At 70.9% G+C, this 24,680-nt stretch carries 20 protein-coding genes; 9 read left to right on the top strand and 11 right to left on the bottom strand.

Annotated features, from left to right (window positions below):
* Nucleotides 1-67: 67 nt before the first annotated feature.
* The 5 genes from OG455_RS15775 (at nucleotide 68) to OG455_RS15755 (ending at nucleotide 6,080) form a co-directional block, all read left to right on the top strand.
* A complete protein-coding gene (locus OG455_RS15775) occupies nucleotides 68-1,702 on the top strand; it encodes an ABC transporter substrate-binding protein (RefSeq protein WP_266294172.1) in 1,635 nt (544 codons plus the stop codon).
* A 68-nt stretch (nucleotides 1,703-1,770) separates the two neighbouring features.
* Nucleotides 1,771-2,694 carry an ABC transporter permease gene (locus OG455_RS15770; protein ID WP_266294170.1) on the top strand — a complete coding sequence of 308 codons (924 nt, stop codon included), beginning with the start codon at nucleotides 1,771-1,773 and terminating at the stop codon, nucleotides 2,692-2,694.
* A 100-nt stretch (nucleotides 2,695-2,794) separates the two neighbouring features.
* Nucleotides 2,795-3,718 (top strand): ABC transporter permease, encoded by a 924-nt coding sequence (locus OG455_RS15765; protein ID WP_266300813.1) that lies wholly within the window; start codon nucleotides 2,795-2,797, stop codon nucleotides 3,716-3,718.
* Between the two features lie 18 nt (nucleotides 3,719-3,736).
* A complete protein-coding gene (locus OG455_RS15760) occupies nucleotides 3,737-4,792 on the top strand; it encodes an ABC transporter ATP-binding protein (RefSeq protein ID WP_266294168.1) in 1,056 nt (351 codons plus the stop codon).
* Nucleotides 4,785-6,080 carry an ABC transporter ATP-binding protein gene (locus OG455_RS15755; protein WP_266294166.1) on the top strand — a complete coding sequence of 432 codons (1,296 nt, stop codon included), beginning with the start codon at nucleotides 4,785-4,787 and terminating at the stop codon, nucleotides 6,078-6,080. Before OG455_RS15760 ends, OG455_RS15755 begins: the two co-directional genes overlap by 8 nt.
* Nucleotides 6,081-6,139: 59 nt before the next feature.
* Here the strand turns inward: OG455_RS15755 and OG455_RS15750 are convergent, their stop codons facing one another.
* The 9 genes from OG455_RS15750 to OG455_RS15710 all read right to left on the bottom strand — a co-directional run bounded on the left by OG455_RS15750 (nucleotide 6,140) and on the right by OG455_RS15710 (nucleotide 17,312).
* The gene (locus tag OG455_RS15750) at nucleotides 6,140-7,228 is read right to left on the bottom strand and encodes an ABC transporter ATP-binding protein (protein WP_266294164.1); all 1,089 of its coding nucleotides are present in this window, start codon (nucleotides 7,226-7,228) and stop codon (nucleotides 6,140-6,142) included.
* A 28-nt stretch (nucleotides 7,229-7,256) separates the two neighbouring features.
* Nucleotides 7,257-8,327 carry an ABC transporter ATP-binding protein gene (locus OG455_RS15745; RefSeq protein WP_266294162.1) on the bottom strand — a complete coding sequence of 357 codons (1,071 nt, stop codon included), beginning with the start codon at nucleotides 8,325-8,327 and terminating at the stop codon, nucleotides 7,257-7,259.
* Between the two features lie 55 nt (nucleotides 8,328-8,382).
* The gene (locus OG455_RS15740) at nucleotides 8,383-9,363 is read right to left on the bottom strand and encodes an ABC transporter permease (protein WP_266294160.1); all 981 of its coding nucleotides are present in this window, start codon (nucleotides 9,361-9,363) and stop codon (nucleotides 8,383-8,385) included.
* 157 nt (nucleotides 9,364-9,520) lie between these two features.
* On the bottom strand, nucleotides 9,521-11,272 hold the full coding sequence (locus OG455_RS15735) for an ABC transporter substrate-binding protein (RefSeq protein WP_266294158.1): 1,752 nt from the start codon (nucleotides 11,270-11,272) through the stop codon (nucleotides 9,521-9,523).
* A 149-nt stretch (nucleotides 11,273-11,421) separates the two neighbouring features.
* Complete coding sequence (locus OG455_RS15730; RefSeq protein WP_266294156.1) at nucleotides 11,422-12,447, bottom strand: ABC transporter permease; 1,026 nt, start codon at nucleotides 12,445-12,447, stop codon at nucleotides 11,422-11,424.
* Between the two features lie 554 nt (nucleotides 12,448-13,001).
* Entirely contained in the window at nucleotides 13,002-15,551 is a 2,550-nt protein-coding gene (locus OG455_RS15725; RefSeq protein WP_266294154.1) for a peptidoglycan binding domain-containing protein, read from the bottom strand.
* A 194-nt stretch (nucleotides 15,552-15,745) separates the two neighbouring features.
* Nucleotides 15,746-16,177, bottom strand: coding sequence for a DUF6113 family protein (locus OG455_RS15720; RefSeq protein ID WP_266294152.1), 432 nt, complete (start codon nucleotides 16,175-16,177; stop codon nucleotides 15,746-15,748).
* Complete coding sequence (gene mshB / locus OG455_RS15715) at nucleotides 16,174-17,073, bottom strand: N-acetyl-1-D-myo-inositol-2-amino-2-deoxy-alpha-D-glucopyranoside deacetylase (RefSeq protein WP_266294150.1); 900 nt, start codon at nucleotides 17,071-17,073, stop codon at nucleotides 16,174-16,176. Before mshB ends, OG455_RS15720 begins: the two co-directional genes overlap by 4 nt.
* 44 nt (nucleotides 17,074-17,117) lie before the next feature.
* A complete protein-coding gene (locus OG455_RS15710; protein WP_266294148.1) occupies nucleotides 17,118-17,312 on the bottom strand; it encodes a DUF2304 family protein in 195 nt (64 codons plus the stop codon).
* A 281-nt stretch (nucleotides 17,313-17,593) separates the two neighbouring features.
* Here OG455_RS15710 and OG455_RS15705 point away from each other — a divergent pair, with 281 nt between their 5' ends.
* The 4 genes from OG455_RS15705 to OG455_RS15690 all read left to right on the top strand — a co-directional run bounded on the left by OG455_RS15705 (nucleotide 17,594) and on the right by OG455_RS15690 (nucleotide 22,804).
* A complete protein-coding gene (locus tag OG455_RS15705) occupies nucleotides 17,594-19,729 on the top strand; it encodes a S9 family peptidase (protein ID WP_266294146.1) in 2,136 nt (711 codons plus the stop codon).
* A gap of 131 nt (nucleotides 19,730-19,860) precedes the next feature.
* On the top strand, nucleotides 19,861-20,844 hold the full coding sequence (locus OG455_RS15700) for an ABC transporter ATP-binding protein (RefSeq protein WP_266294144.1): 984 nt from the start codon (nucleotides 19,861-19,863) through the stop codon (nucleotides 20,842-20,844).
* A complete protein-coding gene (locus OG455_RS15695) occupies nucleotides 20,841-21,560 on the top strand; it encodes an ABC transporter permease (RefSeq protein ID WP_266294142.1) in 720 nt (239 codons plus the stop codon). Before OG455_RS15700 ends, OG455_RS15695 begins: the two co-directional genes overlap by 4 nt.
* An 8-nt stretch (nucleotides 21,561-21,568) precedes the next feature.
* Nucleotides 21,569-22,804 (top strand): sensor histidine kinase, encoded by a 1,236-nt coding sequence (locus OG455_RS15690; RefSeq protein ID WP_266294140.1) that lies wholly within the window; start codon nucleotides 21,569-21,571, stop codon nucleotides 22,802-22,804.
* 48 nt (nucleotides 22,805-22,852) lie between these two features.
* Here the strand turns inward: OG455_RS15690 and OG455_RS15685 are convergent, their stop codons facing one another.
* Nucleotides 22,853-23,818: an ABC transporter permease gene (locus OG455_RS15685; protein ID WP_266294138.1), complete on the bottom strand. Its 966-nt coding sequence runs from the start codon at nucleotides 23,816-23,818 to the stop codon at nucleotides 22,853-22,855.
* The gene (locus OG455_RS15680) at nucleotides 23,805-24,668 is read right to left on the bottom strand and encodes an ABC transporter ATP-binding protein (protein WP_266294136.1); all 864 of its coding nucleotides are present in this window, start codon (nucleotides 24,666-24,668) and stop codon (nucleotides 23,805-23,807) included. The genes OG455_RS15685 and OG455_RS15680 overlap by 14 nt, the downstream gene beginning before the upstream one ends.
* Nucleotides 24,669-24,680: the final 12 nt, after the last annotated feature.

The raw sequence follows: 24,680 nt of genomic DNA, 5'->3' as shown, positions 1-24,680 counted from the left end.
TGCGCCGTCACTGGCTGACCCGTCGAATGGGGTGTGATGCCTCACACACCCGACGAGGAGGTCCCTCATGCCTTCAGCCACCAGAGTGCGCTGGGCCGTGATCGCAGTGACATCGGCGGCCCTGGTGGCCACCGGTTGCAGCAGTAGCAGCAACGGCGGCTCCGGCTCGGGCTCCGGCGGTACCGTGCGGGCCTGGTGGGGGGATCCGCAGAACCCGCTGGAGCCGGCCAACACCAATGAGGTGAATGGCGGCGCGGTGATGAACATGATCTTCGCCGGGCTGGTCCAGTACGACCCCAAGACGAGCGCGGCCAGCAACGCCAACGCCGACTCGATCACCTCCTCCGACCAGCAGAACTGGACCGTGACACTGAAGTCGGGCTGGAAGTTCAGCGACGGCACCGCGGTGACGGCCAAGTCCTACGTGGACGCCTGGAACTACGGCGCGCTCTCCACCAACAAGCAGGTCAACGCCAGCTTCTTCCAGTACATCCAGGGCTACAACGACGTCGCGCCGGCCAGTGGCTCGCCGACCGCGCAGACCATGTCGGGTCTCAAGGTGGTCAACGACAACACCTTCACGGTGGCGCTCAGCCAGAAGTTCTCCACCTGGCCGCAGACCCTGGGCTACAACGCGTACTACCCGCTGCCGGCGAGCTTCTTCAGCGACCACGCCGCCTACCTGAACAAGCCGGTCGGCGACGGGCCGTACATGATCCAGTCGTACACCCGCAGCCAGCAGATGCAGCTGGTGCCGAACCCGGACTACAGCGGCACCAACAAGCCGAAGAACGGCGGAATCAATCTCGTCGTCTACACCGACCCGAACGCCGCCTACTCCGACCTGCAGTCCGGCGCCCTGGACGTCGACAACACGCTCTCCAACACCGCGATCAAGCAGCTCGCGGGTGGACCGAGCACGGCGCGCTTCCTGAACACGCCGGCCGGCATCATCCAGACCATCTCGTTCCCGCTGTACCAGCCGCAGTGGAACACCGACGGGGCGAAGCTGGTCCGCCAGGGCATCTCCATGGCGATCGACCGGCCCACGATCGTCAAGAACATCTTCACCAACACCCGGACGACGGCCAGCGACTGGACCTCCCCGGTGCTCGGCTCCAGCGGCGGCTTCAAGGAGGGCCTCTGCGGTGACCTCTGCACCTACAACCCGACCAAGGCCAAGCAGCTGATCGAGCAGGGCGGCGGCATCCCCGGCGGCCAGTTGACCATCAGCTACAACGCCGACGGTCCGCACAAGGACTGGGTCGACGCCACCTGCAACAGCATCAACACCGTGATGGGCAACAACAACGCCTGCGTCGGCAACCCGATCGGCACCTTCGCGGACTTCCGCAACCAGGTCACCAGCCAGAAGATGACCGGCCCCTTCCGGACCGGCTGGCAGATGGACTACCCGCTGATCCAGGACTTCCTGCAGCCGGTCTACACCAGCGGCGGGTCCTCCAACGACTCGCACTACAACAACCAGGCCTTCGACAACCAGGTCAACACGGCCAACGCGGAGCCCAACCAGGCCACCTCGGTCACCGACTTCCAGACCGCCGAGAAGATGCTCGTCACCGACGTGCCGGCCATCCCGCTCTGGTACCAGAACGGCACGGTCGCCTGGTCCAGCCACGTCAGCAACGTGATGCTCGACCCGTTCAGCGTCCCGGTCTACACCGAGATCACCGTCAGTTAGCCAGCGGCGGCGGCCGGCTCCCGAGGTGGAGCCGGCCGCCGGTCTTCGCCTGCTCAGTGGAGGTTCGCATGGGACGCTACGTCCTGCGGCGCCTGCTCCAGATGATCCCGGTCTTCATCGGGACCACGTTCCTGATCTTCGTCATGGTGCACGCGCTCGGCGACCCGGTGAACGCGCTCTTCGGCGACCGGGCGCCGGACCCGGCGGTCGCGGCGCAGATCCGGGCCCAGTACAACCTGAACGACCCGCTCTGGCTCCAGTACGTCAAGTACATGGGGAATCTGTTCCGTTGGGACTTCGGCACCACCTTCAGCGGACAGACCGTGACCTCGCAGCTGGCGGCCGCCTATCCGGTCACCCTCAAGCTCACCGCGGTGGCGTTCACCATCGAGGTCGTGTTCGGCATCGGTCTGGGGCTGCTCAGCGGCCTGCGACGGGGCCGGATCGCGGACAACTCGGTGCTGATCCTCACCCTGGTGGTCATCTCCATCCCGACCTTCGTCACCGGCTACGTGCTGCAGTACCTGGTCGGGGTGAAGTGGGGGATCCTGCCGGCCACGGTCGGCTTCGACGTGACCCTCGAATCGCTGATCCTGCCGGGCATCGTGCTTGCCTCGGTCTCGCTGGCCTACGTCGCCCGGCTGACCAGGACCACCGTCGCGGAGAACTCCCGGGCGGACTACGTGCGGACGGCGGTGGCCAAGGGGCTGCCCAGGCGCCGGGTGGTGATCAACCACCTGCTGCGCAACTCGCTGATCCCCGTCGTCACCTTTCTCGGCACCGACTTGGGCGCGCTGATGGGTGGCGCGCTCGTCACCGAGCGCATCTTCAACATCCACGGTGTCGGCTACACCCTCTACCAGGGGATCGTCCGGCAGAGCACCAACACCGTGGTCGGCTTCGTGACCATCCTGGTCATCGTCTTCCTGCTGGCCAACCTGCTCGTCGACCTGCTCTACGCGGTCCTGGACCCGAGGATCCGGTATGCCTGACCAGGATAAGTACAAGCGATCGGATCCCATGGCGGGAGCCGGTGACGAAGACGAGGAGATGCAGAGTGCGGTCGAGAGCCGCACCCTCGACCTCGGCACCATGGAGGGCGAGACCCTCATCAAGGCCGAGCGGCTGCAGGACCATCCCGAGACCCCCGGCGCGGGGGACGAACGGGTGGAGCCGCGCAGCCTCTGGCAGGACGCCTGGCGCGACCTGCGGCGCAACCCGATCTTCATCATCTCGGGGCTGCTGATCGTCTTCCTGGTCATCGTGGCGATCTGGCCCGGCCTGTTCACCTCGACCAACCCGCTCAACTGCGACCTCAGCAAGTCCCAGCAGGGCCCCACCTCGGGCCACCCCTTCGGCTACGACACCCAGGGCTGCGACGTCTACGCCCGGACGATCTACGGCGCGCGCGCCTCGATCACCGTGGGCGTCTGCGCCACCGCCGGGTCCGCGCTCGTCGGCACCCTGCTGGGCGGCCTGGCCGGCTTCTTCGGCGGCTGGTCGGACTCGGTGATCTCCCGGGTCGCCGACATCTTCTTCGGCATCCCGATCCTGCTCGGCGGCCTGGTCTTCCTCTCGGTCATCTCCACCAGGTCGATCTGGATCGTGGTGGCGTTCATCGTGGTGCTCGGCTGGCCGCAGCTGGCCCGCATCGGGCGCGGCGCGGTCATCACGGCCAAGCAGCAGGACTACGTCACGGCGGCCAGGGCGCTCGGCGCGAGCAGCGGGCGGCTGATGCTCCGGCACATCCTGCCGAACGCGGTGGCGCCGATCATCGTGGTGGCCACCATCGCGCTGGGCACCTACATCGCCCTGGAGGCCACGCTGAGCTACCTCGGCGTCGGGCTCAAGCCGCCGACCGTCTCCTGGGGCATCGACATCTCGGCCGCCTCGGACACCTTCAGCATCGCGCCGCACATGCTGCTCTTCCCCGCCGCGGCGCTGAGCATCACGGTGCTGGCGTTCATCATGCTCGGCGACGCGGTCCGCGACGCCCTCGACCCCAAGCTGCGCTGAGAGAGGGCCCCACCACCGATGAGTAGCAGCAGCACCAGCGCCCGACCGCGCGAGGCCACCGCGGACACCCACGACTCCCCGTTGCTGGAGGTCCGCGACCTGCACGTGGAGTTCCGCACCCGGGACGGCGTGGCCAAGGCCGTCAACGGGGTGAACTACTCGGTCCGGGCCGGCGAGACGCTGGCCATCCTGGGCGAGTCGGGCTCCGGCAAGTCGGTCACCGCCCAGGCGGTGATGGGCATCCTGGACACCCCGCCCGGCTTCGTGACGGGCGGTGAGATCCTCTTCAAGGGGCAGGACCTGCTGACCCTGGGCAAGGAGGACCGGCGCAAGATCCGCGGTTCGCAGATGGCGATGATCTTCCAGGACGCGCTCTCCTCGCTCAACCCGGTGCACTCCGTCGGGACACAGCTGGGCGAGATGTACCGGGTGCACCACGGCTCCTCGCGCAAGGACGCCAAGGCCAAGGCGATCGAGCTGATGGACCGGGTCCGGATCCCGGCCGCCAAGGCCCGGGTCGGCGACTACCCGCACCAGTTCTCCGGCGGCATGCGCCAGCGCATCATGATCGCGATGGCGCTGGCCCTGGAGCCGGACCTGATCATCGCCGACGAGCCGACCACCGCGCTCGACGTGACCGTGCAGGCCCAGGTGATGGACCTGCTGGCGGAGCTGCAGGACGAGTACCACATGGGCCTGATCCTGATCACCCACGACCTGGGGGTGGTCGCGGACGTGGCCGACAAGATCGCGGTGATGTACGCCGGGCGGATCGTGGAGACGGCGCCGGTGCACGACCTGTACGCCAAGCCGGCCCACCCCTACACCCGCGGGCTGCTGGACTCCATCCCCCGGCTCGACCAGAAGGGGCAGGAGCTCTACGCGATCAAGGGCCTGCCGCCCAACCTGCTGCGGATCCCGCCGGGCTGCGCCTTCAACCCGCGCTGCCCGCGGGCGCAGGAGATCTGCCGGACCACCGTGCCGCCGCTCTTCCAGGTGACGGACGGGGCCGGCACGCCGCTACCGGGGCGGGCCAGCGCTTGCCACTTCTGGAAGGAGACACTCGATGACTGACGGTGCCACCGCGCTCGGCGCGCCCGCGCCGCAGCCGACGGCCTTCGGCCGGTCGGTCTCCGAAGGAGAGCCGATCCTGCAGATCCGCGACCTGGTCAAGCACTTCCCGCTGACCCGGGGCGTGGTGGTGAAGAAGCAGATCGGCGCGGTCAAGGCGGTGGACGGGGTCTCCTTCGACCTGCGCAAGGGCGAGACCCTGGGCATCGTGGGCGAGTCCGGCTGCGGCAAGTCGACGCTGGCCAAGGTGCTGATGAACCTGGAGCCGGCCACCGAGGGCTCGGTGCGCTACAAGGGCGAGGAGATCTCCCGGCTCTCCGGCGCGGCGCTCAAGGCGGTGCGGCGCAACATCCAGATGGTCTTCCAGGACCCCTACACCTCGCTCAACCCGCGGATGACGGTCGGCGACATCATCGGCGAGCCCTTCGAGATCCACCCCGAGGTGGCGCCCAAGGGCGAGCGCCGCAGGGCCGTCCAGGACCTGCTCGACGTGGTCGGCCTCAACCCGGAGTACATCAACCGGTACCCGCACCAGTTCTCCGGTGGCCAGCGCCAGCGGATCGGCATCGCCCGCGGGCTGGCGCTCAAGCCCGAGGTGATCATCTGCGACGAGCCGGTCTCCGCGCTCGACGTCTCGGTCCAGGCCCAGGTGATCAACCTGCTGGAGAAGCTGCAGAACGAGTTCGAGCTGTCCTACATCTTCATCGCGCACGACCTGTCGATCGTGCGGCACATCTCCGACCGGGTGGGCGTGATGTACCTGGGCAAGCTGGTGGAGATCGGCAGCGACCTGGAGATCTACGAGCACGCCACCCACCCGTACACCCAGGCGCTGCTCTCCGCCGTCCCCGTGCCGGACCCGGCTGCCCGCGCGGCGCGCGACCGGATCGTGCTGACCGGGGACGTGCCCTCCCCGGCCGACCCGCCCTCCGGCTGCCGCTTCCGCACCCGCTGCTGGAAGGCCCAGGAGAAGTGCGCGATCGAGCAGCCGCTGCTGGCGGTGCCGTCCTGGCTGGACGGGCTGACGGCGCACGAGTCGGCGTGTCACTTCGCGGCGGAGCGCGAGATTGAGCAGAGCGCGGCGGAGCGCGAGATTGAGCAGAGCGCGGCGGAGCGCGAAATCGAGCAGAGCGCGGCGGAGCGCGAGCCCGGCCCTGGCGGCCCCGGCCCTGACTCCACCAGCCCCGACCCCGGCCCCACCGACCCCGGCCCCGGCCCCGACCCCCGCGGTCCCGGCCCCGACCCCCGCGGTCCCGGTCCTGACCCCGGCGGCCCCCCGGTCTCGCCGTAGACGCCACTGGGCCCCCTCCGTCTCGACGGAGGGGGCCCAGTGCTGTCCGGTGCGGCTGATCAGTCCTTGGTCAGGCGCGCGGCGGGGACGGCCGGCTTGACACCGGGGGCGACGCCGTCCTCGGGGAAGTGGCAGGCCGTCAGGTGGCCGTCGGCGTTGCCGCCGAGCTGGATCAGCGGCGGCTCCTCCGTGGCGCACTTCTCCTGCGCCTTCCAGCAACGGGTGCGGAAGCGGCAGCCGGACGGCGGGTTGAGCGGCGAGGGGACGTCGCCGGTGAGGCGGATCCGCTCGTTCGCGGCGCTGTCCGGGTCGGCGTCCGGCGCGGCCGAGAGCAGCGCGTGGGTGTACGGGTGACGCGGCTTGGTGTAGATCGAGTCGCGGTCGGCGATCTCGACGACCTTGCCCAGGTACATCACCGCGACGCGCTGCGAGAAGTGCCGCACGATCGAGAGGTCGTGGGCGATGAAGACGAAGGAGATGCCCAGCTCGCGCTGCAGGCCCTGGAGCAGGTTGACCACCTGCGCCTGGATCGACACGTCGAGGGCGGAGACCGGCTCGTCGGCGATGATCAGCTTCGGGTTGAGCGCGAGCGCGCGGGCGACCCCGATGCGCTGGCGCTGGCCGCCGGAGAACTCGTGCGGGAAGCGGTTGTAGTGCTCCGGGTTGAGACCGACGGTCTCCAGGAGCTCCTTGACCCGCGCCTCGCGCCCGCCGGGCGGGTTGATGTCGTTGATCTCCATCGGCCCGGCGATGATCGTGCCGACCGTGTGCCGCGGGTTCAGCGACGAGTACGGGTCCTGGAAGATCATCTGGATCTCGGACCGGATCGGCGCCAGCTCCTTGCGGGAGGCGTGCGTGATGTCCTGGCCCTTGTACTTCACCGTGCCGGCGGTGGGCTCCAGCAGGCGGGTGAGCAGCCGACCGGTGGTCGACTTGCCGCAGCCGGACTCGCCGACCAGGCCGAGGCTCTCGCCCTCGCGGACGTCGAAGCTGACGCCGTCGACCGCCTGGACCGCGCCGACCTGGCGCTTGAACGGGAAGCCGCCCATCACGGGGAAGTGCTTGGTCAGGCCGTTGACCTCCAGCAGGGTGGTGCCGGGGGTGGGGGCCGCAGCGGCCTCGTCGGCCAGGGTCTGCTCTGCGCTCATGGGATTTCCTAGGCTCCTTTACCGAGGCTCAGCTGCTCAGCCGGGGCAGGATCTGCTCGGTGAGGATGGACTGCTTCTGCGCGGCCGTGAGGTGGCAGGCCGAAAGGTGGCCGTTGGCCAGCTCCAGCGGCGGCCGCTCGGTCTCGCACTTGTCGCCGACCACCAGCTCACGGTACGTGCAGCGGGGGTGGAAAGCACAGCCGGACGGCGGGTTCAGCAGCGACGGCGGGGAGCCGGGGATCGGCATCAGCGGGATGTCGACGGCGGCGTTGATCCGCGGGATCGAGCTCAGCAGGCCCCAGCCGTAGGGGTGCTGGGAGGTCTTGAGCACCTCGCGCATGGTGCCGCGCTCAACCGCCCGGCCCGCGTACATCACCAGCACGTCGTCGGCGATCTCGCGGATCACGCCGAGGTCGTGGGTGATGAAGATGATCGAGGTGCCGCTCTCCTGCTGGAGGTCCTTCAGCAGGTCGATGATCTGCGCCTGCACGGTCACGTCGAGCGCGGTGGTCGGCTCGTCGGCGATCAGCAGCTGCGGGTCGCAGACCAGCGCCATGGCGATCATGGCGCGCTGGCGCATACCGCCGGAGAACTGGTGCGGGAAGTCGTCGACGCGGGTCTGCGGCTGCGGGATGCCGACCCGGCGCAGCATCTCGATCGCGCGCTCGCGGCCCTCCTTCTTGCTCGCGCCGGTGTGCTTCATGAACGGCTCGGCGATCTGCCGGCCGATCGTGTAGTACGGCGAGAGCGCGGCCAGCGCGTCCTGGAAGATCATCGCCATCTTGTTGCCGCGGAGCTTCTCCAGCTCCCGCTGCGAGGCGTTGAGAAGGTCCTGGCCGTCGAGGGTGACTGAGCCCTCGATGGTGGTGTTCTTCGGGTTGTGCAGGCCCATCACGGCCAGGTTGGACACCGACTTGCCGGAGCCCGACTCACCGACGATGCCGAGGGTCTTGCCCTGCTCGAGGTCGAAGGACAGGTTGTTGACGGCCTTGACGATGCCGTCCTCGGTCCGGAAGCGGACCTGGAGGTCGCGCACCGAGAGGAAGGCGTGGCCGGCCTCGGGCGCGGGGATGGACTCGGACTTGGTGAGGGTGCTCACGGTCGGATCTCCTCGGGGGCGGGGTGGTGCGGTTCTGTCACGGGCGGGGCGGAGATCATCCGATCCGGACCCGGGGGTCGAGGAGACCGTAAGCGGCGTCGACGATGATGTTGAAGAGCAGGATGGAGACCGAGCTGAAGATCAGCACGCCCAGCTCCAGGTAGAGGTCGGCCTGGTTGACGGCCTTCACCGCGAGGTAGCCCAGGCCGTGCACACCGAAGGTGATCTCGGTGATGATCGCGCCGGAGAAGACGGCGCCCAGGTCGATACCGAAGATGGTGATGATCGGGGCCATCGCGCCGCGCAGCGCGTAGCGCCACCAGACGTAGGAGTTCGACATGCCCTTGGCACGGGCGGCCCGGATGTGGTCCTCGGAGAGCTGCTCCAGCATCAGCGAGCGGACCTGGCGGCTGTAGTTCGACCAGAAGATGACCGACATGACCGTCCACGGCAGCAGCATGCCCATGAAGCAGCCCCAGGGGTCCTGGGTCCACGGGATGTACGCCGGCTGCGGCAGCCAGTGCAGGTTCACCACGAACAGGGCCATCGCGAGCGGGCCGAGGAAGTAGATCTGGGTCGACTGGCCGATCAGGCCGATGGCACTGGCGGCCTTGTCGGCGAACTTGCCCTGCTTCCAGGCGGAGACCATGCCCAGGCCCACACCGACGGAGAGGAAGATGGCCGCGCCGCCGATCGCGAGCACGAAGGTCGCCGGGTAGTTGGAGGTGATCCGGTCCCAGACGAAGCTCTGCGTGTTGTACGAGTAGCCGAAGCACGGGGCCGCGCAGTGGCCGGCGGTGCCGAAGTCCTGGCCGACGAAGAGCCCGCTGAAGTAGTTCCAGAACTGCTCGTAGATCGGCAGGTTCAGGTGCATGTTCACCCGGATCTGCTGCAGCAGCTCCGGGGTGCAGCCCTTCGAGCAGGACAGTCGCGCGGGGTCGGTCGGCAGCGAGAAGAACGCGAAGTAGGTAAGTGCGATCAGCAGGACGATGATGACCAGCGCGCCGAGGGCCCGGCGGATGAGAAATCGGAGCATGGAATGAGCTCTTCCGAGAGAGGGCGCCCTAGGCGGCCACGTCGTGGAGAGTGCGACCGCCCGGATCACGGGCGATCGGCACGTGGCCCGGGCAGGGCCACCGTGAGGTGGCCCTGCCCGGGGGAGCGGGCCCGGAGGCTCGCTCCGGATCCGGTGCTTACTTCTTGATGTAGATGCCGTTGATGTCGACGGCGCCGAGCACCTGGTTGTACGACACGCCGCCGAGGCCGGCACCGTACACGTTGAAGTACTTGTCGTCCTCGATCGGGATCTGCGGGAGGTCGGTGGTCAGGATCTTGTCCGCCAGGGTCATCCACTGGGCGTTCGCGTCAGCGATGTTGGTGAGGGCACCGATGCGGTCCATCTCACTGTCCATCGCCGGGTTGTTCTCGTGCGAGTAGTTGTTGCCGCCATCGGCGACCTGGCGGCCGTCCAGGGTCGGCGGGACGACGGAGTTGCCGTCCGGCCAGTCGGCGGCCCAACCGCTGCGGTAGAGGTCGAAGCCGTTGCCGATCTTGCTGATCTCGGTGTAGTAGCTGGTCGGGTCCAGCGGCTTGGCCTGCACGTTGAAGCCGGCCTGGGTCAGCGCGTCCTGCACCGCGGTGGCGACCTTCTGGCCGGTCGGGGTGTTGGAGTACGCGTAGACGATCTCGGTGTTGAGCTTGCCGGCCGCCTGCAGCATGGTCTTGGCCTTGGCCGGGTCGCCGGCCGGGTTGGCCTTGATGCCCAGCGGGTCGGTGTCCTTCCAGCCGGCCACGGTCGGGCTGACCAGGTTGCCCGCGACCTCACCGGTCGGGTTGCCACCGTTGAGCTTCTGGACGGCGGCCACCGGGAAGGCGGTCTCCAGGGCCTTGCGCACGTTCAGGTCGGTGACCCGGGTCATGTTGATGTCGTACGTGTCGACGAACGGCAGGAACTTGTTCATCGTGCGGTTCGCGTACTGCGAGTCGCTCAGGATGGTCTTGATGCTCGCCGCGTCCGCGTTCATGGCGATGCTCAGCGCGTTCTTGTCGTCGCCCGAGCCGGCCATCAGGCGCTGGGTCATCAGCTGCTGGTCGATGCCGAGGTCGAAGTCCCACTCGTCGACGTACTGGTGACGGATCGGGTCGGTCTTCGGGTCCCACATGGGGTTCTTGACCAGGACGAGCTGCTTGTCCGGCGTGTACGACTTGATCATGTACGGGCCGATGGAGACCGGGTGGTCGTTGTACTTGGAGCCGTCGTCCTTCGACTTCTCGATGGCCGTGATGTTGGGCATGTTCACGGCGTACGGGGCGTCGGGGTGGACTCCCTGGAAGTGCAGGGTGATGGTCTTGTCATCGGGGGTGCTGATGACGCTGTCCGGCAGGTCCTGACCGCTGGACGGGCCCTTGTAGGTGTCGCGGTAGTTCGCGCCGGAGAGCCACTGCTGGATGTAGAGCGGACCCTGGGTCTGGTAGTCCTCGTAGAGGCGCTCGATGGCGTACTTGACGTCCTTCGAGGTGATCGCGGTGCCGTCCTGGAACTTCAGGCCGTCCTTGAGGTGCCAGGTCCAGGTCTTGCCGCCGTCGGGCGAGGTGCCGATGTCGGTGGCCATGTCGCCGACCAGGGTGACCTTGCCGGTCGCCGGGTCGGTCTTGTAGCCGGTCAGCTGGCGGCTGTAGAGGTCGCCGACGACCTGCTGGTTGTTGACGTACTGCTGGCTCGGGTCCAGGTAGTCGAAACCGGCGGTCTCGATGTCGTGGGCCGTGCCGCCGTAGACGGCACCGGGGATCGCGGGGGCCGGGCCCACCGAGTCGGCGGCCGTGCCGGGCAGGAAGTTGGCCACGCTCGCCTTGGCGTTCGCGCCGGCGTCGCCGCCCTTGCTGGTCGAACCGCCTCCACCGCAGGCCGTCAGCGTGAGGGCGCTGACCGCCACGAGCGCCGGCATGAGGGCTGCCTTGCGAAGTCTCATTGCTTCCTACCTGTCACTGGTCATGATGGGTCTGGCCAGCGCGGACCGGCGGGGCGGCACTGCCCCGGGGTGGCCGGACTGGGTTACAGGGGGTCCTGCGGTGGAGCGGAACTGCGGTAAAGCGGTCAGCGGATCGTCTTCGGGTCGAGCGCGTCCCGGACGGCGTCCCCGAAGAGGCTGAAGGCGACCGCGAAGATCGTCAGCGACAGGCCGGGGAAGAGCAGGTAGGTCAGGTCGTTCTGGTAGTTCGCCACCGCGTCCTGGAACATCAGGCCCCAGTCGGGGGTGGGCTCGACCATGCCGACACCGAGGTAGGAGAGGCCGGCCTCGGCGGTGACCATCGCGGGCAGCAGCAGGGTGACCTGCACCAGCATGGTGGTCGCCAGGTTCGGCATGAGCTCCTTGGTGATGATGCGCCAGGAGGAGGCGCCGGCGATCTTCGCCGCCTCCACGTACTCGCGCTCACGCAGGCTCAGCGAGAGGCCGCGGAGCAGACGGGAGGTGGCCATCCAGCCGAGGAAGGCCTGGACGATGACGATCGCGATCACACGGATGTGCACCGGGGTCGCCTTGTCCGCCGGGACGAACATGTTCAGCACGACCGGGGTGAAGGCGATGTAGAAGAGCTGCGTCGGCAGACCGAGCAGCAGGTCGCTGAAGCGGCCGACGAAGTAGTCGAAGCGCCCGCCCAGGTAGCCCTGGGCCACGCCGATCACGATGCCCAGGATGCTGGAGACGATCGTGATGAGCAGGCCGATGCCCAGCGAGGTGCGGATCCCGTAGATCAGCTTGCTGAAGATGTCGAACCCGGAGTTCGGGGTGATGCCGAACCAGTGGGACGAGCTCATCCCGCCGTTGGCGCCGATCGGAACGCCGAAGTCGTCCAGCAGCTCCGGGTGGCGCAGCCCGTACGGGATGTAGGGCGACTGACCCTCGAGCGAGGTGATCACCGGCGCGAGGATCGCGATCAGGATGAAGGCGATCACGATGAACGCGCAGAGCACACCGGTGCGGTTGCGCTTGAAGCGGCTCCAGGCAATCTGGCGCGGGGTGCGCCCCAGGAGCACAGCCGGCTTGTCGCCGCCGTCCCCTGTCGCGGACGCGACGAGGACCGGGTCGGTCTCTGTCGTGTCCTCAGTTGGCGTCGTCATGGTGCGAAAGCTCCCGCCGGTGTGGTCTGTGCAGCAGCAACGTGGAAGAAGTTGGTCGAACGGACTCTCGCAACTCGTTTATCGAACGTCAAGAGTTTCTCTGTAGCTGGACAGGCAGTTTTGGCTTCGTTCTGGAATGTCCACCAGTTTGTAGCTTTCAGCTACTTGACAACCCCCTGGCGAGACGTGACAAAACGGACATAATGCCACAAAGCTCGTTCATAAGTTCGTAACGAGGGCTTAGTAACACCGGTATCTGGACGCACCACCCTGTTGTTTAGGAGGTCGACGCGCATAGATAAACCTGTCCGTTTTGGGTGGACTTGAGAGGATTACCCGCCGGTTTTCAGCGTTCGATAATCGGACGGATTTGGCGGGAAGCCGCCTCTGGCGACTATTCGTCAGCCTTTACGCGCCCTCCCGGAATCCGTCGGGGGAGTTGCTGCCCACCCTCGGTGTCAGTTACACGCCACTGGCGGGATGTCGCCGGGAAACACGTCCGAGCCCCGGAACGAGAACGTTCCGGGGCTCGGATCGGGGTATTTTTGACATGCTCACATATGGAACTTGAAAGTGCGCTCCGCGACGCTGTTCTTGTCATAGACGGAGGCGATCCCGTCCGCCACGTCCTGGGTTGTGATCGGTGCCGAAGTGCCATCACTCTTACGGAACTTGAGCTTGTCAAAGGTGGTGCCGACAGCCGCGCCCAGCTGGTCCAGATCCCACTTCGGGCCGATGTTGCCGTTGGCGTCCGGGGCCAGGGTGAGCGCCTTCGCCGCCAGTGCTCGGGTGAAGACGAACTTGCGGATTCCGTTCGGGGCGAACACGGTGACGTTGCCGCTGACAATGGCCTGGCCCAGGCCGTCGGCCGCCTGCTGCAGCGCCTGGGTGGAGACCTTGGGCTGCGCGGCCGTCACGGCCAGGGTGATCGGTCCGTCCGTCTTGCCGGCGGCCCGGTCCTGGTAGCTCTGCGCGACCTGGTCGACCGCCGAGTTGCCGTCCACCGCCTGCCCCGCCTGGCCGGGCACCACGGTCGGGTCGCCGCTGTCGCTGAACTGGACGTACCCCTCCTTCAGGCCGTGCGCCGAACTCGCCGCCAGGCTGTCCAGCGCGGCCTTCAGCTTGGCCCGGTCGATCCTCACCGTCGGCGGCACGGCGTTGGTGCCGCCGCCCAGCGATTCGATCACGGTCTCGGGGTTGTAGCTGTGCCTGGTCAGCCCGTCCACCGTGGCGGTGGTGTCGAAGCTCAGACCCGCGGTGGCCGGATCCAGCGGCAGCGTCTGGTCGCCGATCTTCAGCTGTATCGGCTGCGCGCCGATCTTGCCGACCGTGCCGTCGAGCTGATGGACCGCCTGGTCACGGCTGTCGCCGCCGATGTCGTTGCCGAGCACGGTGGTGCCGCGCGGCACGTCGGCCTGGTTGAGCATCAGGCCGGTGCCGTAGGCGGCGGCGCCCAGGAAGAGCGCCCCGCCTATGCCGGTGGCCAGCAGCTTCTGCGCCTTCGAACGGGCCTTCGGCTTGGCGGCGGGGGCCCGCTTCGGCGCGGCGGGTGCGGGCTCGGGCGCGGCCTGGGGCGCGGCGGCCGGGGACCCGGCGGCGCGGGGGGCGGTGCCGAACGGGGTGCCGGCCGGCTCGGAGCCCACCGGGTCGAGCGTGCCGGGTGCTGCGGGCGGGCCCGCCGGGTGGCTGGCGGCCGCCGTGCCGGCCCGGGGAGGCGTGGGTGCGGCGCCGTACAGGCCGGCCACCGGCAGGCCAGGTATGGCCTCCCCCTGCGGCTCGCCGCTGATCGGGTCGAAGCCGCCGATCTGGGTGTCCTCGGAGTCGTCGAACTGCGCGCCGCCGCGGCCGTAGGAGCCGGGCGGGTTCACCGGCGGCTGCGGCTTGGCGAACCGGCCGGGCGCGCCGGGGTTCCCGGTGGGGCGCGGGTTGGCGGTGGTGCCGAACGGGTCGGCGGGGGCGGGCGCCTGGCCGGCTGCCGGCTGCGGCTGCTGGTGCGTGGGGACCGGGGCGTACGGGTCGGCGGGACCCGTCGGGAGGCCCTGGTAGGGCTCACCGGCGTAAGGGGCGGTGTTCGCGTACGGGGTGGCGTCGTTCGCGTACGGGGTGGCGTCGGGGTGCGCGGGACCGCCCGCGGGCCGGCCGTGGCCGGTGTCGAACGGGTCGGCGCCCGCGAACGGGTCGTACCCGGGTGCCTGCCCGCTGTCGCCGAACTGGCCGCCGCCGAACTGGCCGCCGTTGAACTGGCTGCCGTCGAACCGGGCCCCGCCGGCGAAGGGCTCGCCGCCCGGGTAGGGCTCGCCGCCCGGGTAGGGCTGGGCCGGCTGCGCGCGGTAGGGGTCCTGCGCGGGGTACGGGTCGCCGCCGGTCGCGTACGGATCGGCGGGGTAGCCGGGCTGCGCCGGCGCGGTGAACGGCGTCGCGGGCCCGCTCGCCGGTCGGGGCAGCGGGGTCTGCAGGGTGCTCTCCGCGGAGAAGAGCGGCGCGGCCGGCGGACCGCTCTGCTGGAAGGCCTGCCCGGCGGGAGCGGCCTGCGCGGCGGTGGCCGCTCCGCTGCTCGGCGCGGCGGGGCGGGGTGCGGCGGAGCCCACCGGCTCGGGCCGGCCCTTCTGCCGCGGCCGGAACCAGCCGCCGGTCGACTCCGACTCGCTGCCCTCGGGCGCGGCCGGCGGCTCCGGGGCGGTGGCGGCGCGGCCGGCCGGCTCGAAAGCACCGGGCCCGGGCGCGGGCTGAACCGGCGGCAGCCGGCGCTCCCCGGTGGCGGACGCCTCGTCACCCTGCTCCTCGGGCTTGACGGTGCTGCGCACCACCACCGGCGGGATCGGCCGGGAGCCGGGGATGTTGATCGAGATCCGGGTGGTCAGCGTCGTCTCGGTCCTGGGGGCGTCGTCGTCGGCGCCACCGCCGGGACCGCCGGGCGCGGGGTCCGGCGGCTGGGTGCGCGCGGCGGGACCCGCACCGAAGGGGTCGAAGCCGTTGCCCAGGCCCGGGATGCCGTACGGCGGGGTGCCCGACGGGTAGGCGTCGGACTCCTCGCCCGCCCTGTGGCCGGGGGTCGCCCCCCGCCGGGAGGACGAATAGGCGTTGTCAGATTCGCGGCTGCTCAATGCTGCTCTGCTCCGGGTTCGCGGCCGGACGGCTCGTCCGACGTTGCTGCGGCACCACCATACTGGGAACGCCAGGGTGGCGAACTGCTTCCCTTAGAACCCGATACGTCCGGTTCCAGAACCCGAAACGTCCGGTTCGGCACGGCCGAGCCTACGGGCCCGGCACGCTGACTGCCCGTCGGGCCCGGGCCGGCTCAGTCCCGCTGGCGCGGGATCCCGAACGCGAACGGCGAGCGGGTCGGCAGCAGCGCGCAGGCGAGCCCCGGCAGCCAGCCGAGCAGCACGTAAACGTAGGCGTCGGCGAAGGCGCCGAAGACGATGTCGCCCTCGGGCCGCGGGGCCAGCAGCACCAGCAGGGCGAGGAACCAGCCGATCAGCGGCACCCCCGCGCCGAGCTTGGTGCCGGTCAGCCGCAGGCCTCCGTAGGAGAGCGCGCCGCCCGCCGCGAGGGTGAGCAGCAGACCGCCCGGGCTCCACAGAGCCTGCACAAAAGAACCGCAGATCGAGACCAGCAGGCCGAGCACCAGGAGCACCGCGTAGCAGACCACGCGAACCCACTGGGGCGGCAGCGGTTCGGCCAGCCGCTGCGCGCGGGTGCCGAGCACGGTGTGCAGCGGGTTGGTCATCGGGTCTCGACTCCGGTTGCCTCGGCGCCGGGCAGCCCGGCGAACAGGTCGGTCAGCGGCCGCTCCGCGGTGGTTCCGCCCTGGGCCAGCTGGTAGTACTCGTCGGCGACCAGGGGCTGCCAGCGGTCGTTGCTCAGGGCGAAGAAGGAGCCGTCCACGGTGATCTGGGTGGCGTGCGCGCGCATCGCGGCGGCCTTGCGGCCGGCGTAGCGGGCGCCGTCCAGCGCCGCGTCGATGAGCTCGTCGCCGATCACGCCGGGCACCTCCCCGGGCTCGGCGGCCAACGGGAAGCGCTCGGCGGCCGCGGCGAGGCCGGGCAGCAGCACCGAGCGGGGCATCCGGTTCCAGAAGAGCCTGACGATCCGCCAGGCCGGGCCGAGCTCGGGGCGGAAGGCGGGGTCGGCGGCCAGCTCGGCGGCGCGGGTCGCCACCCGGTGCGCCTGGATGTGGTCCGGGTGCCCGTAGCCGCCGCGCTCGTCGTAGGTGACCAGCACCTGCGGGCGGACCTCGCGGACCACGGCGACCAGGTGGCCGGCCGCCTCGTCCACGTCGGCCTGCCAGAAGCAGTCGGGGCGCTCGTTCTCGGGCAGGCCCATCATCCCGGAGTCCCGGTAGCGGCCGGGGCCGCCGAGGAAGCGGACGTCGGACACGCCGAGCTCGCCCATCGCGGCGGTGAGCTCGCCGATCCGGTGCGCGCCGAGCCGGTCCTGCTGGTCCGCCGTCAGGTGGGCGAGCCCGGGCGGGATCACTTCGCCGCCCTCGCCGAGGGTGCAGGTCACCAGGGTGACCTGGGCGCCCTCGGCGGTGTAGCGGGCCATGGTGGCGCCGTTGCCGATCGACTCGTCGTCGGGATGGGCGTGCACCAGCAGCAGGCGGCGGGTGGCGGCAGCGGTCATGGGGAGCAGCCTAACCACCGCCGCCCGGTGGACCGGCGCCGCCGTCAGAGCTTCAGGTCATTGAGCATCCCGGCGAGGTTGCTGGTCACCTGAGTGATCGAGGGTGCGATCGAACTGGACGCGAGGTAGAACCCCAGCAGTCCGCAGACGATCGCGTGGGCCAGCTTGAGGCCGGAGCGGCGGATCAGCACCACCACGATGACCAGCATCAGCATGGCCGCGGAGATGGACAGAGCCATGGCGGCTCACACCCCTTTCCGGGTGTACCGCCCGGGCTGGCGGGCGGCTAGGACCGTGCGGGACAGCGGCGAACCGGATATCGATCATCCGGATCACTGAACAAGGAATACCCGATCAGTGAGCTCCGCATTACTGTCCGTGAGTCCGTGTCCGCTCGATCATGGGGGCTCCGAAGGGGCGCAACGGCCGGTGGGAGGGGGTGCGGGGGACCGACCGGGCGACTTCCCGGCACTGCGCCGAACGAGTGATCACCGGCGGGTGGACGCCGTAGGGTGCGGCCATGACCAATGACGTTCACCCGGCCGGCACGGCCGCGGACAGCTTCCCCCGGCAGTACGCGCGGACCCAGCGCTACACCGTCGGCCGGCCCCGCTCCTTCGCGGTGGCCCCCGACGACGCCCGGGTCGTCTTCCTGCGCTCCCGGTCGGGCGGCGACCGGGCCAACCTGCTCTGGACCCTCGATCCGGCCACCGGCGCCGAGAGCGTGGCCGCCGACCCCGCCGCGCTGCTCGGCGGCGGCGAGGAGGACCTCTCGCCCGCCGAGCGGGCCCGGCGCGAGCGCAGCCGCGAGAGCTCGGCCGGCATCGTCGGCTACACCCTGGACGCCGCGGGCGAGTGCGCCGCCTTCGCGCTCTCCGGGCGGCTCTTCGCCGCCGACCTGGTCGCCGGCGGGGCCCGTGAGCTGCCCGCCGCCGGCCCGCTGCTCGACCCGCGGCTGTCGCCCGACGGCCGCTGGGTCGCCTACCCCACCACGGCCGGCGCGCTGCGGCTGACCGCCGTCGACGGCAGTGGCGACCGCGCGCTGGCCGAGCCCGAGGCGGCCGGGGTGACCTGGGGGCAGGCCGAGTTCATCGCCCAGGAGGAGATGGACCGCGACCGCGGCCACTGGTGGTCCCCGGACAGCGGGGTGCTGCTGGTCGCCCGGGCCGACGAAGCGCCCGTCCAGCGCTGGTGGATCGCCGACCCGGCCAACCCCGCCACCGTCCCCACCGAGGTCGCCTATCCGGCCGCCGGCACGCCCAACGCCGAGGTCACCCTCTGGCTGCTGGGCCTGGACGGCTCGCGCACCGAGGTGGTCTGGGACCGCGCCGCCCACCCGTACCTGGCCCGGGTGCACTGGTCGGCCGACGGCCCGCCGCTGCTGCTGGTGCAGGCCCGCGACCAGCGCTCGCAGCTGCTGCTGAGCGTCGACCTGGCGACCGGGGCCACCAGCGAGCTGCTCGCCGAGCGGGACGACGCCTGGCTGGAGCTGTTCCACGGGGTGCCCGCCTGGAGCCCGGACGGGCGGCTGGTGCGGATCAGCGACGAGCCGGGGCACCGCGCGCTCTTCGCGGGGGAGGTCCGGCTCACCGACGACAGCCTGCACCTGCAGGCCGTGCTGGCGATCGACGCCGAGGAGGCCCTCTGCCTGGCGAGCGCCGGCGAGGGCGCCGAGGACCAGACCCCAGGCCTGCAGGGCCTCTACGCCGTGCCGCTGGACGGCTCCGGCCCGCGCCAGCTGCACCGGGGCGCCGTGCTGGACGCGGTGCGCGGCGGCGAGGTCGCGGTCCTCTCCGGCGCGCACCTGGACCGGCCCGGCCAGTGGACCGAGGTGCGGCGCGGCGAGCAGCGGCTCGCGGTCGTCACCTCGTACGCCGAGACACCGGTGCTGACCACCCGTCCGGAGTTCCGGCTGGCCGGGGCGCGCCGGATCCCGGCCGCCGTGGTGCTGCCGAGCGGCTACGACCGCGAGCGCGACGGCCTGCTGCCGGTGCTGATGGACCCGTACGGCGGGCCGGGCGCCGCCAGGGTGGTGCAGGCCCACAACGCCTTCCTCACTTCGCAGTGGTTCGCCGACCAGGGCTTCGCCGTGGTGGTCGCCGACGGGCGCGGCACCCCGGGGCGCAGCCCGGCCTGGGAGAAGGCGATCGCCTTCGACTTCGCCGGGGCCACCCTGGACGACCAGGTCGAGGCGCTGCGCTCGCTGGCCGAGGAGTTCCCGCTGGACCTGGGCCGGGTGGCGATCCGCGGCTGGTCGTACGGCGGCTACCTCTCCGCGCTCGCGGTGCTGCGCCGGCCCGACGTCTTCCACGCGGCGGTGGCCGGCGCCCCGGTGACCGACTGGCGGCTCTACGACACCCACTACACCGAGCGCTACCTGGGCCACCCCGGGGAGCGGCCCGAGGTCTACGACGCCAACTCGCTGATCGCGGACGCGCCGAAGCTGGAGCGGCCGCTGATGATCGTGCACGGCCTGGCCGACGACAACGTGGTGGCCGCGCACACCCTGCGGCTCTCCTCCGCGCTGCTGGCCGCCGGCCGCCCGCACACCGTGCTGCCGCTCTCCGGCGTCACCCACATGACGCCGCAGGAGCAGGTGGCGGAGAACCTGCTGCTGCTCCAGGTGGCCTTCCTGCGGCAGTCGCTGGGGCTCTAGGGACCCCTGACGGCGGGGGCGGCATGACATCCGTCATACGCAGGACGCGACGGTGCACACTGCCGCCCCCGCCCTCGCGGCGGCGATCCTGGTCGGGTCAGCAAGACCGCGAACAGGACGGGGGAGTGGACATGGCCGAGGAAGTGGCCGCGTTCCGACAGGTGAGCAAGAGCTATGGCCGGGTCCAGGCGGTGAACGGCCTGGACCTGGCGTTGCACCCGGGCCAGACGGTGGCGCTGCTGGGTCCGAACGGGGCGGGCAAGTCCAGCAGCCTGGACCTGCTGCTCGGCCTGCGCGAGCCCGACCAGGGCAGCGTCACGCTCTTCGGTGGCGCCCCGCGCGCGGCGATCGAGGCCGGGCGGGTGGGCGCGATGCTGCAGAGCGGCGGGCTGATGACCGACGTCAAGGTCCGCGAGCTGGTGCAGCTGGCCTGCGACGTGCACCCGCGCGGCCACCGGTTGGCCGAGGTGCTGGCCGACGCCGGGATCGAGGAGATCGCCGACCGCCGGGTCGACAAGCTCTCCGGCGGCCAGGAGCAGCGGGTCCGGTTCGCGCTGGCGATCGCCGGCCGGAACGACCTGATCGTGCTGGACGAGCCGACCACCGGCATGGACGTCTCGGTGCGCCGGCAGTTCTGGGCCGCGATGCGCCGGCAGGCCGAGCAGGGCCGCACGGTGCTCTTCGCCACCCACTACCTGGAGGAGGCCGACTCGATCGCCGACCGGGTGCTGGTGCTGCACCGCGGGCGGTTGATCGCCGACGGCTCCTCGGCCGAGATCAAGGCCAAGGCCGGCGCCCGCCGGGTCAGCTTCGAACTGCACGACGCGGACGGCCTCCTGGAGGAGGCGGCGCTGCGCGCGCTGCCCGGCCTGGTGGCGCTGGAGATCAGCGGCCAAGGCACCGAGGTGCGCACCGTGCGGATCCGCTCCACCGACGCGGACGCCCTGGTGTCCGGCCTCTACCGGACCGGCTGCTACCCGCGCGGCCTGGAGGTCACCAGCCTCGGCCTGGAGCAGGCCTTCCTCACCATCACCGGCGAGCAGGACGAGCAGGACGAGCAGGACGAGCAGGACTCGCGGATCGCGAGCGGCACGGGAGCGGAGAGCGCGCGATGAGGACCCTGATCAAGCTGGAGATCCTGCGCACCCTGCGCAACCGGCGCTACCTCTTCTTCACCATCCTCTACCCGGCGCTGATGTACTTCTTCTTCGTCAGCGCCTACGGCAACGGGATGGCCGGCGGGGTGAGCGCCAAGTCGTACTTCATGGTCTCGATGGCCACCTTCGGCGCGGTCGGCGCGGTGCTCACCGGCAGCGCGCAGCGGATCTCGCTGGAGCGCAAGAGCGGCTGGGTGCGCCAGCTGCGGCTGACCGCGCTGCCCGGGCGGGCCTACGCGGTGGCCAAGATCTGCTCCTGCGCGGCGACCACGCTGCCGGCGATCCTGGTGGTCTTCGCCCTTGGCGAGCTCAAGGGCGTGCGGCTGGAGGCCGGGCAGTGGCTGGGTCTCGCCGCGGTGATCTGGCTGGGCAGCTTCGTCTTCGCGGCGCTCGGGGTGGCGCTCGGGTACGCGGCGGAGCCGAGCGCGGTGCAGCCGATCGTGATGATCGTCTACATGCTGATGTCCGCCTTCGGCGGCACCTGGTACCCGGTCTCCGGCACGTTGAAGAGCATCGCCCGGTTCAACCCGGTCTACCTCTACAACCAGTTGGCCGCCTTCATCCGCCCCGGCGTCTCCTTCGACACCACGGCCGCCGCCGAGCTGGCCGGATTCCTGGTGGCGTTCGTCGTCGCCGCGGGCTACCTGTACCGCCGGGACACCAAGCAGGCATGATGTCCCGCATGCCCGACGCGCCCCTGGACCACCGCCCCGACCAGCTCGGGCGGGAGGGCCAGGGGCGCTCGAAGCCCGGGGCCTACCCCGGCTCGACCCCGGAGACCCGCAAGCAGGTGCTGGTGAAGCTCTGCTGGATGCTGCTGTGGATGCTCTACCTGTACTACCCGGTGCAGGACCTGGTGACCGGCCACTATTCGGTTCCGGTGCGGGTGGCCGGCTGGGTGGCGCTGGCGGCGTTCCTCGCCGGCTACCTGGTGCTGGTCTTCTTCCGCTCGATGCGGGGCGTCCGGTGGCGGGGCAGCTACCCGCTGCTGGTGCTGATGGCGGCGATCGCGGTCACCACCGGGTGCACCCTGAGCGGCAACTGGCTGGGCCTCTTCCCGTACCTCTCGGTGGCGGTCGGCGCGGTGCTGCCGGCGCGGTTCGCTCTGCCGGGGGTGGCCCTCGTCACCGCGATGGTGGCCGCGGAGGGGCTGGCCACCGGTGCGCGCAGCGGGGCGTTGACCAGTCTGCTGGTCCCGACCTTCCTGAGCGGCGCGGCGATGACCGGTCTGCAGCAACTGGTCGGCGCGATGCGCGAACTGCGCGAGGCGCGGGAGACCGCCGCGCAGCTGGCGGCGGCCGAGGAGCGGCTGCGGATGGCCCGCGACCTGCACGACCTGCTCGGGCACTCGCTCTCGCTGATCACGCTGAAGAGTGAGCTGGCCGGGCGGTTCATGGACGCCGACAAGGACGAGGCCGCCCGCGCCCAGGTGGCCGACATCGAGCAGGTGGCCCGGCAGTCGCTGATCGACGTGCGCGGCGCGGTCAGCGGTTACCGCCGGCCCACCCTGGGCGTCGAACTGGCTGCTGCCCGCAGCGCGCTGGCCACTGCCGGGGTCACCTTGGAGGCGCCGCCCGCGGTGGCCGAGGACCGCCCGGGGCTGGGGGTCGCCGAGGCGGAGACACTGGCCTGGGTGCTGCGGGAGTCGGTCACCAACATCGTCCGGCACGCCGACGGCGCCACCCACTGCACCCTGGCGATGGACGAGACCTGGGACGGCGAGGGCGCCCGGTTCGCCGTCCTGGAGATCAGCGACAACGGCCGCGGCCCCGGCAAGGCCGGCCCCGGAAACGGCCTGTCCGGCCTGGACGAGCGGCTGGCCCTGGTCGGCGGCCGCCTGGAGACCTCGCCGGGCCGCGGCGGCAAGGGCTTCCGGCTGCGCGCCCTGGTGCCGCTGGGCGTGCGGGTGGAGGCGTAGGGCGCTCGTTCGTGGGCGCGGCTCGGCCGGACAGGACCAGCTTGATCTTCAACCTGTGCGGCGGGGGCCGAGCAGGCCGCGGGAGCGCAGCACGTGGCGCTCCAGCGGGGCGAAGACCAGCAGGTCGATGCCGACGCCCACGAGCAGGATCAGGATGATGGTGGCCAGCACCCCGGGCATGTCCTGCGCCTCGCGGGCGTTCTCCAGCGTCTGGCCCAGGCCCAGGCCCAGATCGGGGGAGCTGGCGATCAGTTCGGCGGCCATCAAGGAGCGCCAGGCGAAGGCCCAGCCCTGTTTGAGGCCGGCCAGGTAGCCCGGCAGCGCGGCCGGCAGCAGGACGAACCGGATCCCGCGCAGGCCCCGCGCCCCCAGGTTGCGGCCGGCCCGCAGGTGGATCGGCTGCACCTGGTCGACCCCCGCGACCAGCCCGTTGGCGATCGAGGGCACCGCACCGAGCAGCACCACGGCGTAGACGGTGGCGCCGCTGAGCCCGAACCAGATCACCGAGGCGGGCACCCAGGCGACCGAGGGGATGGCCTGCAGGCCGGAGAGGATCGGGCCGATCGCGGCCCGCACCAGCCTGCTCCTGGCCACCAGCAGCCCGATCGGGGTGCCGATCAGCACCGAGGCCAGGAAGCCGAGGGCGCCGCGCGAGAGCGAGGTCCAGATGGTGCCGAGGATGGTGCCTTCGAGCCACTGCTCGTGCAGGCTGCGCCAGACGTCCAGCGGCCCCGGCAGCAGGTCGGGGCGCTTGAGGTGGGCGGCGCAGGCCAGTTGCCAGAGCAGCAGCACCAGCGCGATCGCGGTCAGCGGCGGCAGCGCCCTGGCGGCCAGGGCGCGCGTCAGCGAGCGGCGCTCGGGGGCGGTGCTCTCCAGGGCGTCCAGGCCGGCGCCCAGGTCGGCCAGGTCGGCCAGGGAGGAGTCTTCGGTGCCGGTCTTGGTCTCGGCGCCGGTGCTGGTGCTGTTGCCGGTTGTCCCGCCGGCGGGCTGTTGGCAGGTCTCAGTGTTGGACATGGCGGCGGATCTCCTCCCGGAGCTGGTCGGTGATCCCGGCGGCGAGGCCGGCCACCGCGGCCGACTCGGTCCGGCGTGGCTGCGGCAGGTCGATCCGCCACTCCCGGGCCACCCGGCCGGGCCGGGAGGAGAGCAGCACCACCCGCTGGGCCAGTCGCACCGCCTCGCGGACGTTGTGGGTGACGAAGACGACGGAGGTCCGCGTGCCGCTCCAGATCCGGATCAGCTCCTCGTGCAGTACGTCGCGGGTGATCGCGTCCAGCGCGGCGAAGGGCTCGTCCATCAGCAGCACCTCGGCGTCCTGGGCCAGCGCCCGGGCCAGCGCGACGCGCTGGCGCATGCCGCCGGAGAGCTCGTGCACCCGCTTGCGGTGGGCGCCGCCGAGGCGGACCAGCTCCAGCAGCCGCTGCGCCTCGGGGCGGCGCTCGCCGCGCGGGACCCCGCGCAGCCGAAGTGCCAGCTCGATGTTCTGGCCCGCGGTCAGCCAGGGCAGCAGCGCGTGCTCCTGGAACATCAGCGCCGCCCGGCCGCCGGGCAGTTCGATCCGGCCGGCGGTGGGGTGCTCCAGCCCGGCGATCAGGTTGAGCAGGGTCGACTTGCCGCAGCCGGAGGCGCCGAGCAGGCAGAGGAACTCGCCCTGGGCGACCTCCAGGCTGATGTCGGACAGCACGGGACCGGCGGCGCTGCCGGGGCGGCCGAAGGACTTGGACACCTGCCGCAGGGTGACGGCGGCCGGTGGCACGGTGCTGGGCGGTGCGGTGCTGCTGGGTGGTGCGGTGCTGCTGGGTGGTGTGGTGGCGCCGAGCGGTGCGGTGCTGCTGGGTGGTGCGGTCGTACGCGGTGCGGTCATACGCGGTTCGGG

The sequence above is a fragment of the Kitasatospora sp. NBC_01287 genome, from assembly GCF_026340565.1.
GTDB lineage: Bacteria > Actinomycetota > Actinomycetes > Streptomycetales > Streptomycetaceae > Kitasatospora.
This window is presented reverse-complemented; position numbering and strand designations above follow the sequence as displayed.

Bases quoted from the DNA above. Each gene is read 5' to 3' on its own strand.
- OG455_RS15695 (WP_266294142.1), top strand. From the start codon at position 20,841: ATGAGGACCCTGATCAAGCTGGAGATCCTGCGCACCCTGCGCAACCGG.
- OG455_RS15760 (WP_266294168.1), top strand. From the start codon at position 3,737: ATGAGTAGCAGCAGCACCAGCGCCCGACCGCGCGAGGCCACCGCGGAC.
- OG455_RS15775 (WP_266294172.1), top strand. From the start codon at position 68: ATGCCTTCAGCCACCAGAGTGCGCTGGGCCGTGATCGCAGTGACATCG.
- OG455_RS15770 (WP_266294170.1), top strand. From the start codon at position 1,771: ATGGGACGCTACGTCCTGCGGCGCCTGCTCCAGATGATCCCGGTCTTC.
- OG455_RS15690 (WP_266294140.1), top strand. From the start codon at position 21,569: ATGCCCGACGCGCCCCTGGACCACCGCCCCGACCAGCTCGGGCGGGAG.
- mshB (WP_266294150.1), bottom strand. From the start codon at position 17,073: ATGACCGCTGCCGCCACCCGCCGCCTGCTGCTGGTGCACGCCCATCCC.
- OG455_RS15685 (WP_266294138.1), bottom strand. From the start codon at position 23,818: ATGTCCAACACTGAGACCTGCCAACAGCCCGCCGGCGGGACAACCGGC.
- OG455_RS15755 (WP_266294166.1), top strand. From the start codon at position 4,785: ATGACTGACGGTGCCACCGCGCTCGGCGCGCCCGCGCCGCAGCCGACG.
- OG455_RS15720 (WP_266294152.1), bottom strand. From the start codon at position 16,177: ATGACCAACCCGCTGCACACCGTGCTCGGCACCCGCGCGCAGCGGCTG.
- OG455_RS15710 (WP_266294148.1), bottom strand. From the start codon at position 17,312: ATGGCTCTGTCCATCTCCGCGGCCATGCTGATGCTGGTCATCGTGGTG.
- OG455_RS15750 (WP_266294164.1), bottom strand. From the start codon at position 7,228: ATGAGCGCAGAGCAGACCCTGGCCGACGAGGCCGCTGCGGCCCCCACC.
- OG455_RS15705 (WP_266294146.1), top strand. From the start codon at position 17,594: ATGACCAATGACGTTCACCCGGCCGGCACGGCCGCGGACAGCTTCCCC.
- OG455_RS15765 (WP_266300813.1), top strand. From the start codon at position 2,795: ATGGAGGGCGAGACCCTCATCAAGGCCGAGCGGCTGCAGGACCATCCC.
- OG455_RS15680 (WP_266294136.1), bottom strand. From the start codon at position 24,668: ATGACCGCACCGCGTACGACCGCACCACCCAGCAGCACCGCACCGCTC.
- OG455_RS15700 (WP_266294144.1), top strand. From the start codon at position 19,861: ATGGCCGAGGAAGTGGCCGCGTTCCGACAGGTGAGCAAGAGCTATGGC.
- OG455_RS15730 (WP_266294156.1), bottom strand. From the start codon at position 12,447: ATGACGACGCCAACTGAGGACACGACAGAGACCGACCCGGTCCTCGTC.
- OG455_RS15735 (WP_266294158.1), bottom strand. From the start codon at position 11,272: ATGCCGGCGCTCGTGGCGGTCAGCGCCCTCACGCTGACGGCCTGCGGT.
- OG455_RS15740 (WP_266294160.1), bottom strand. From the start codon at position 9,363: ATGCTCCGATTTCTCATCCGCCGGGCCCTCGGCGCGCTGGTCATCATC.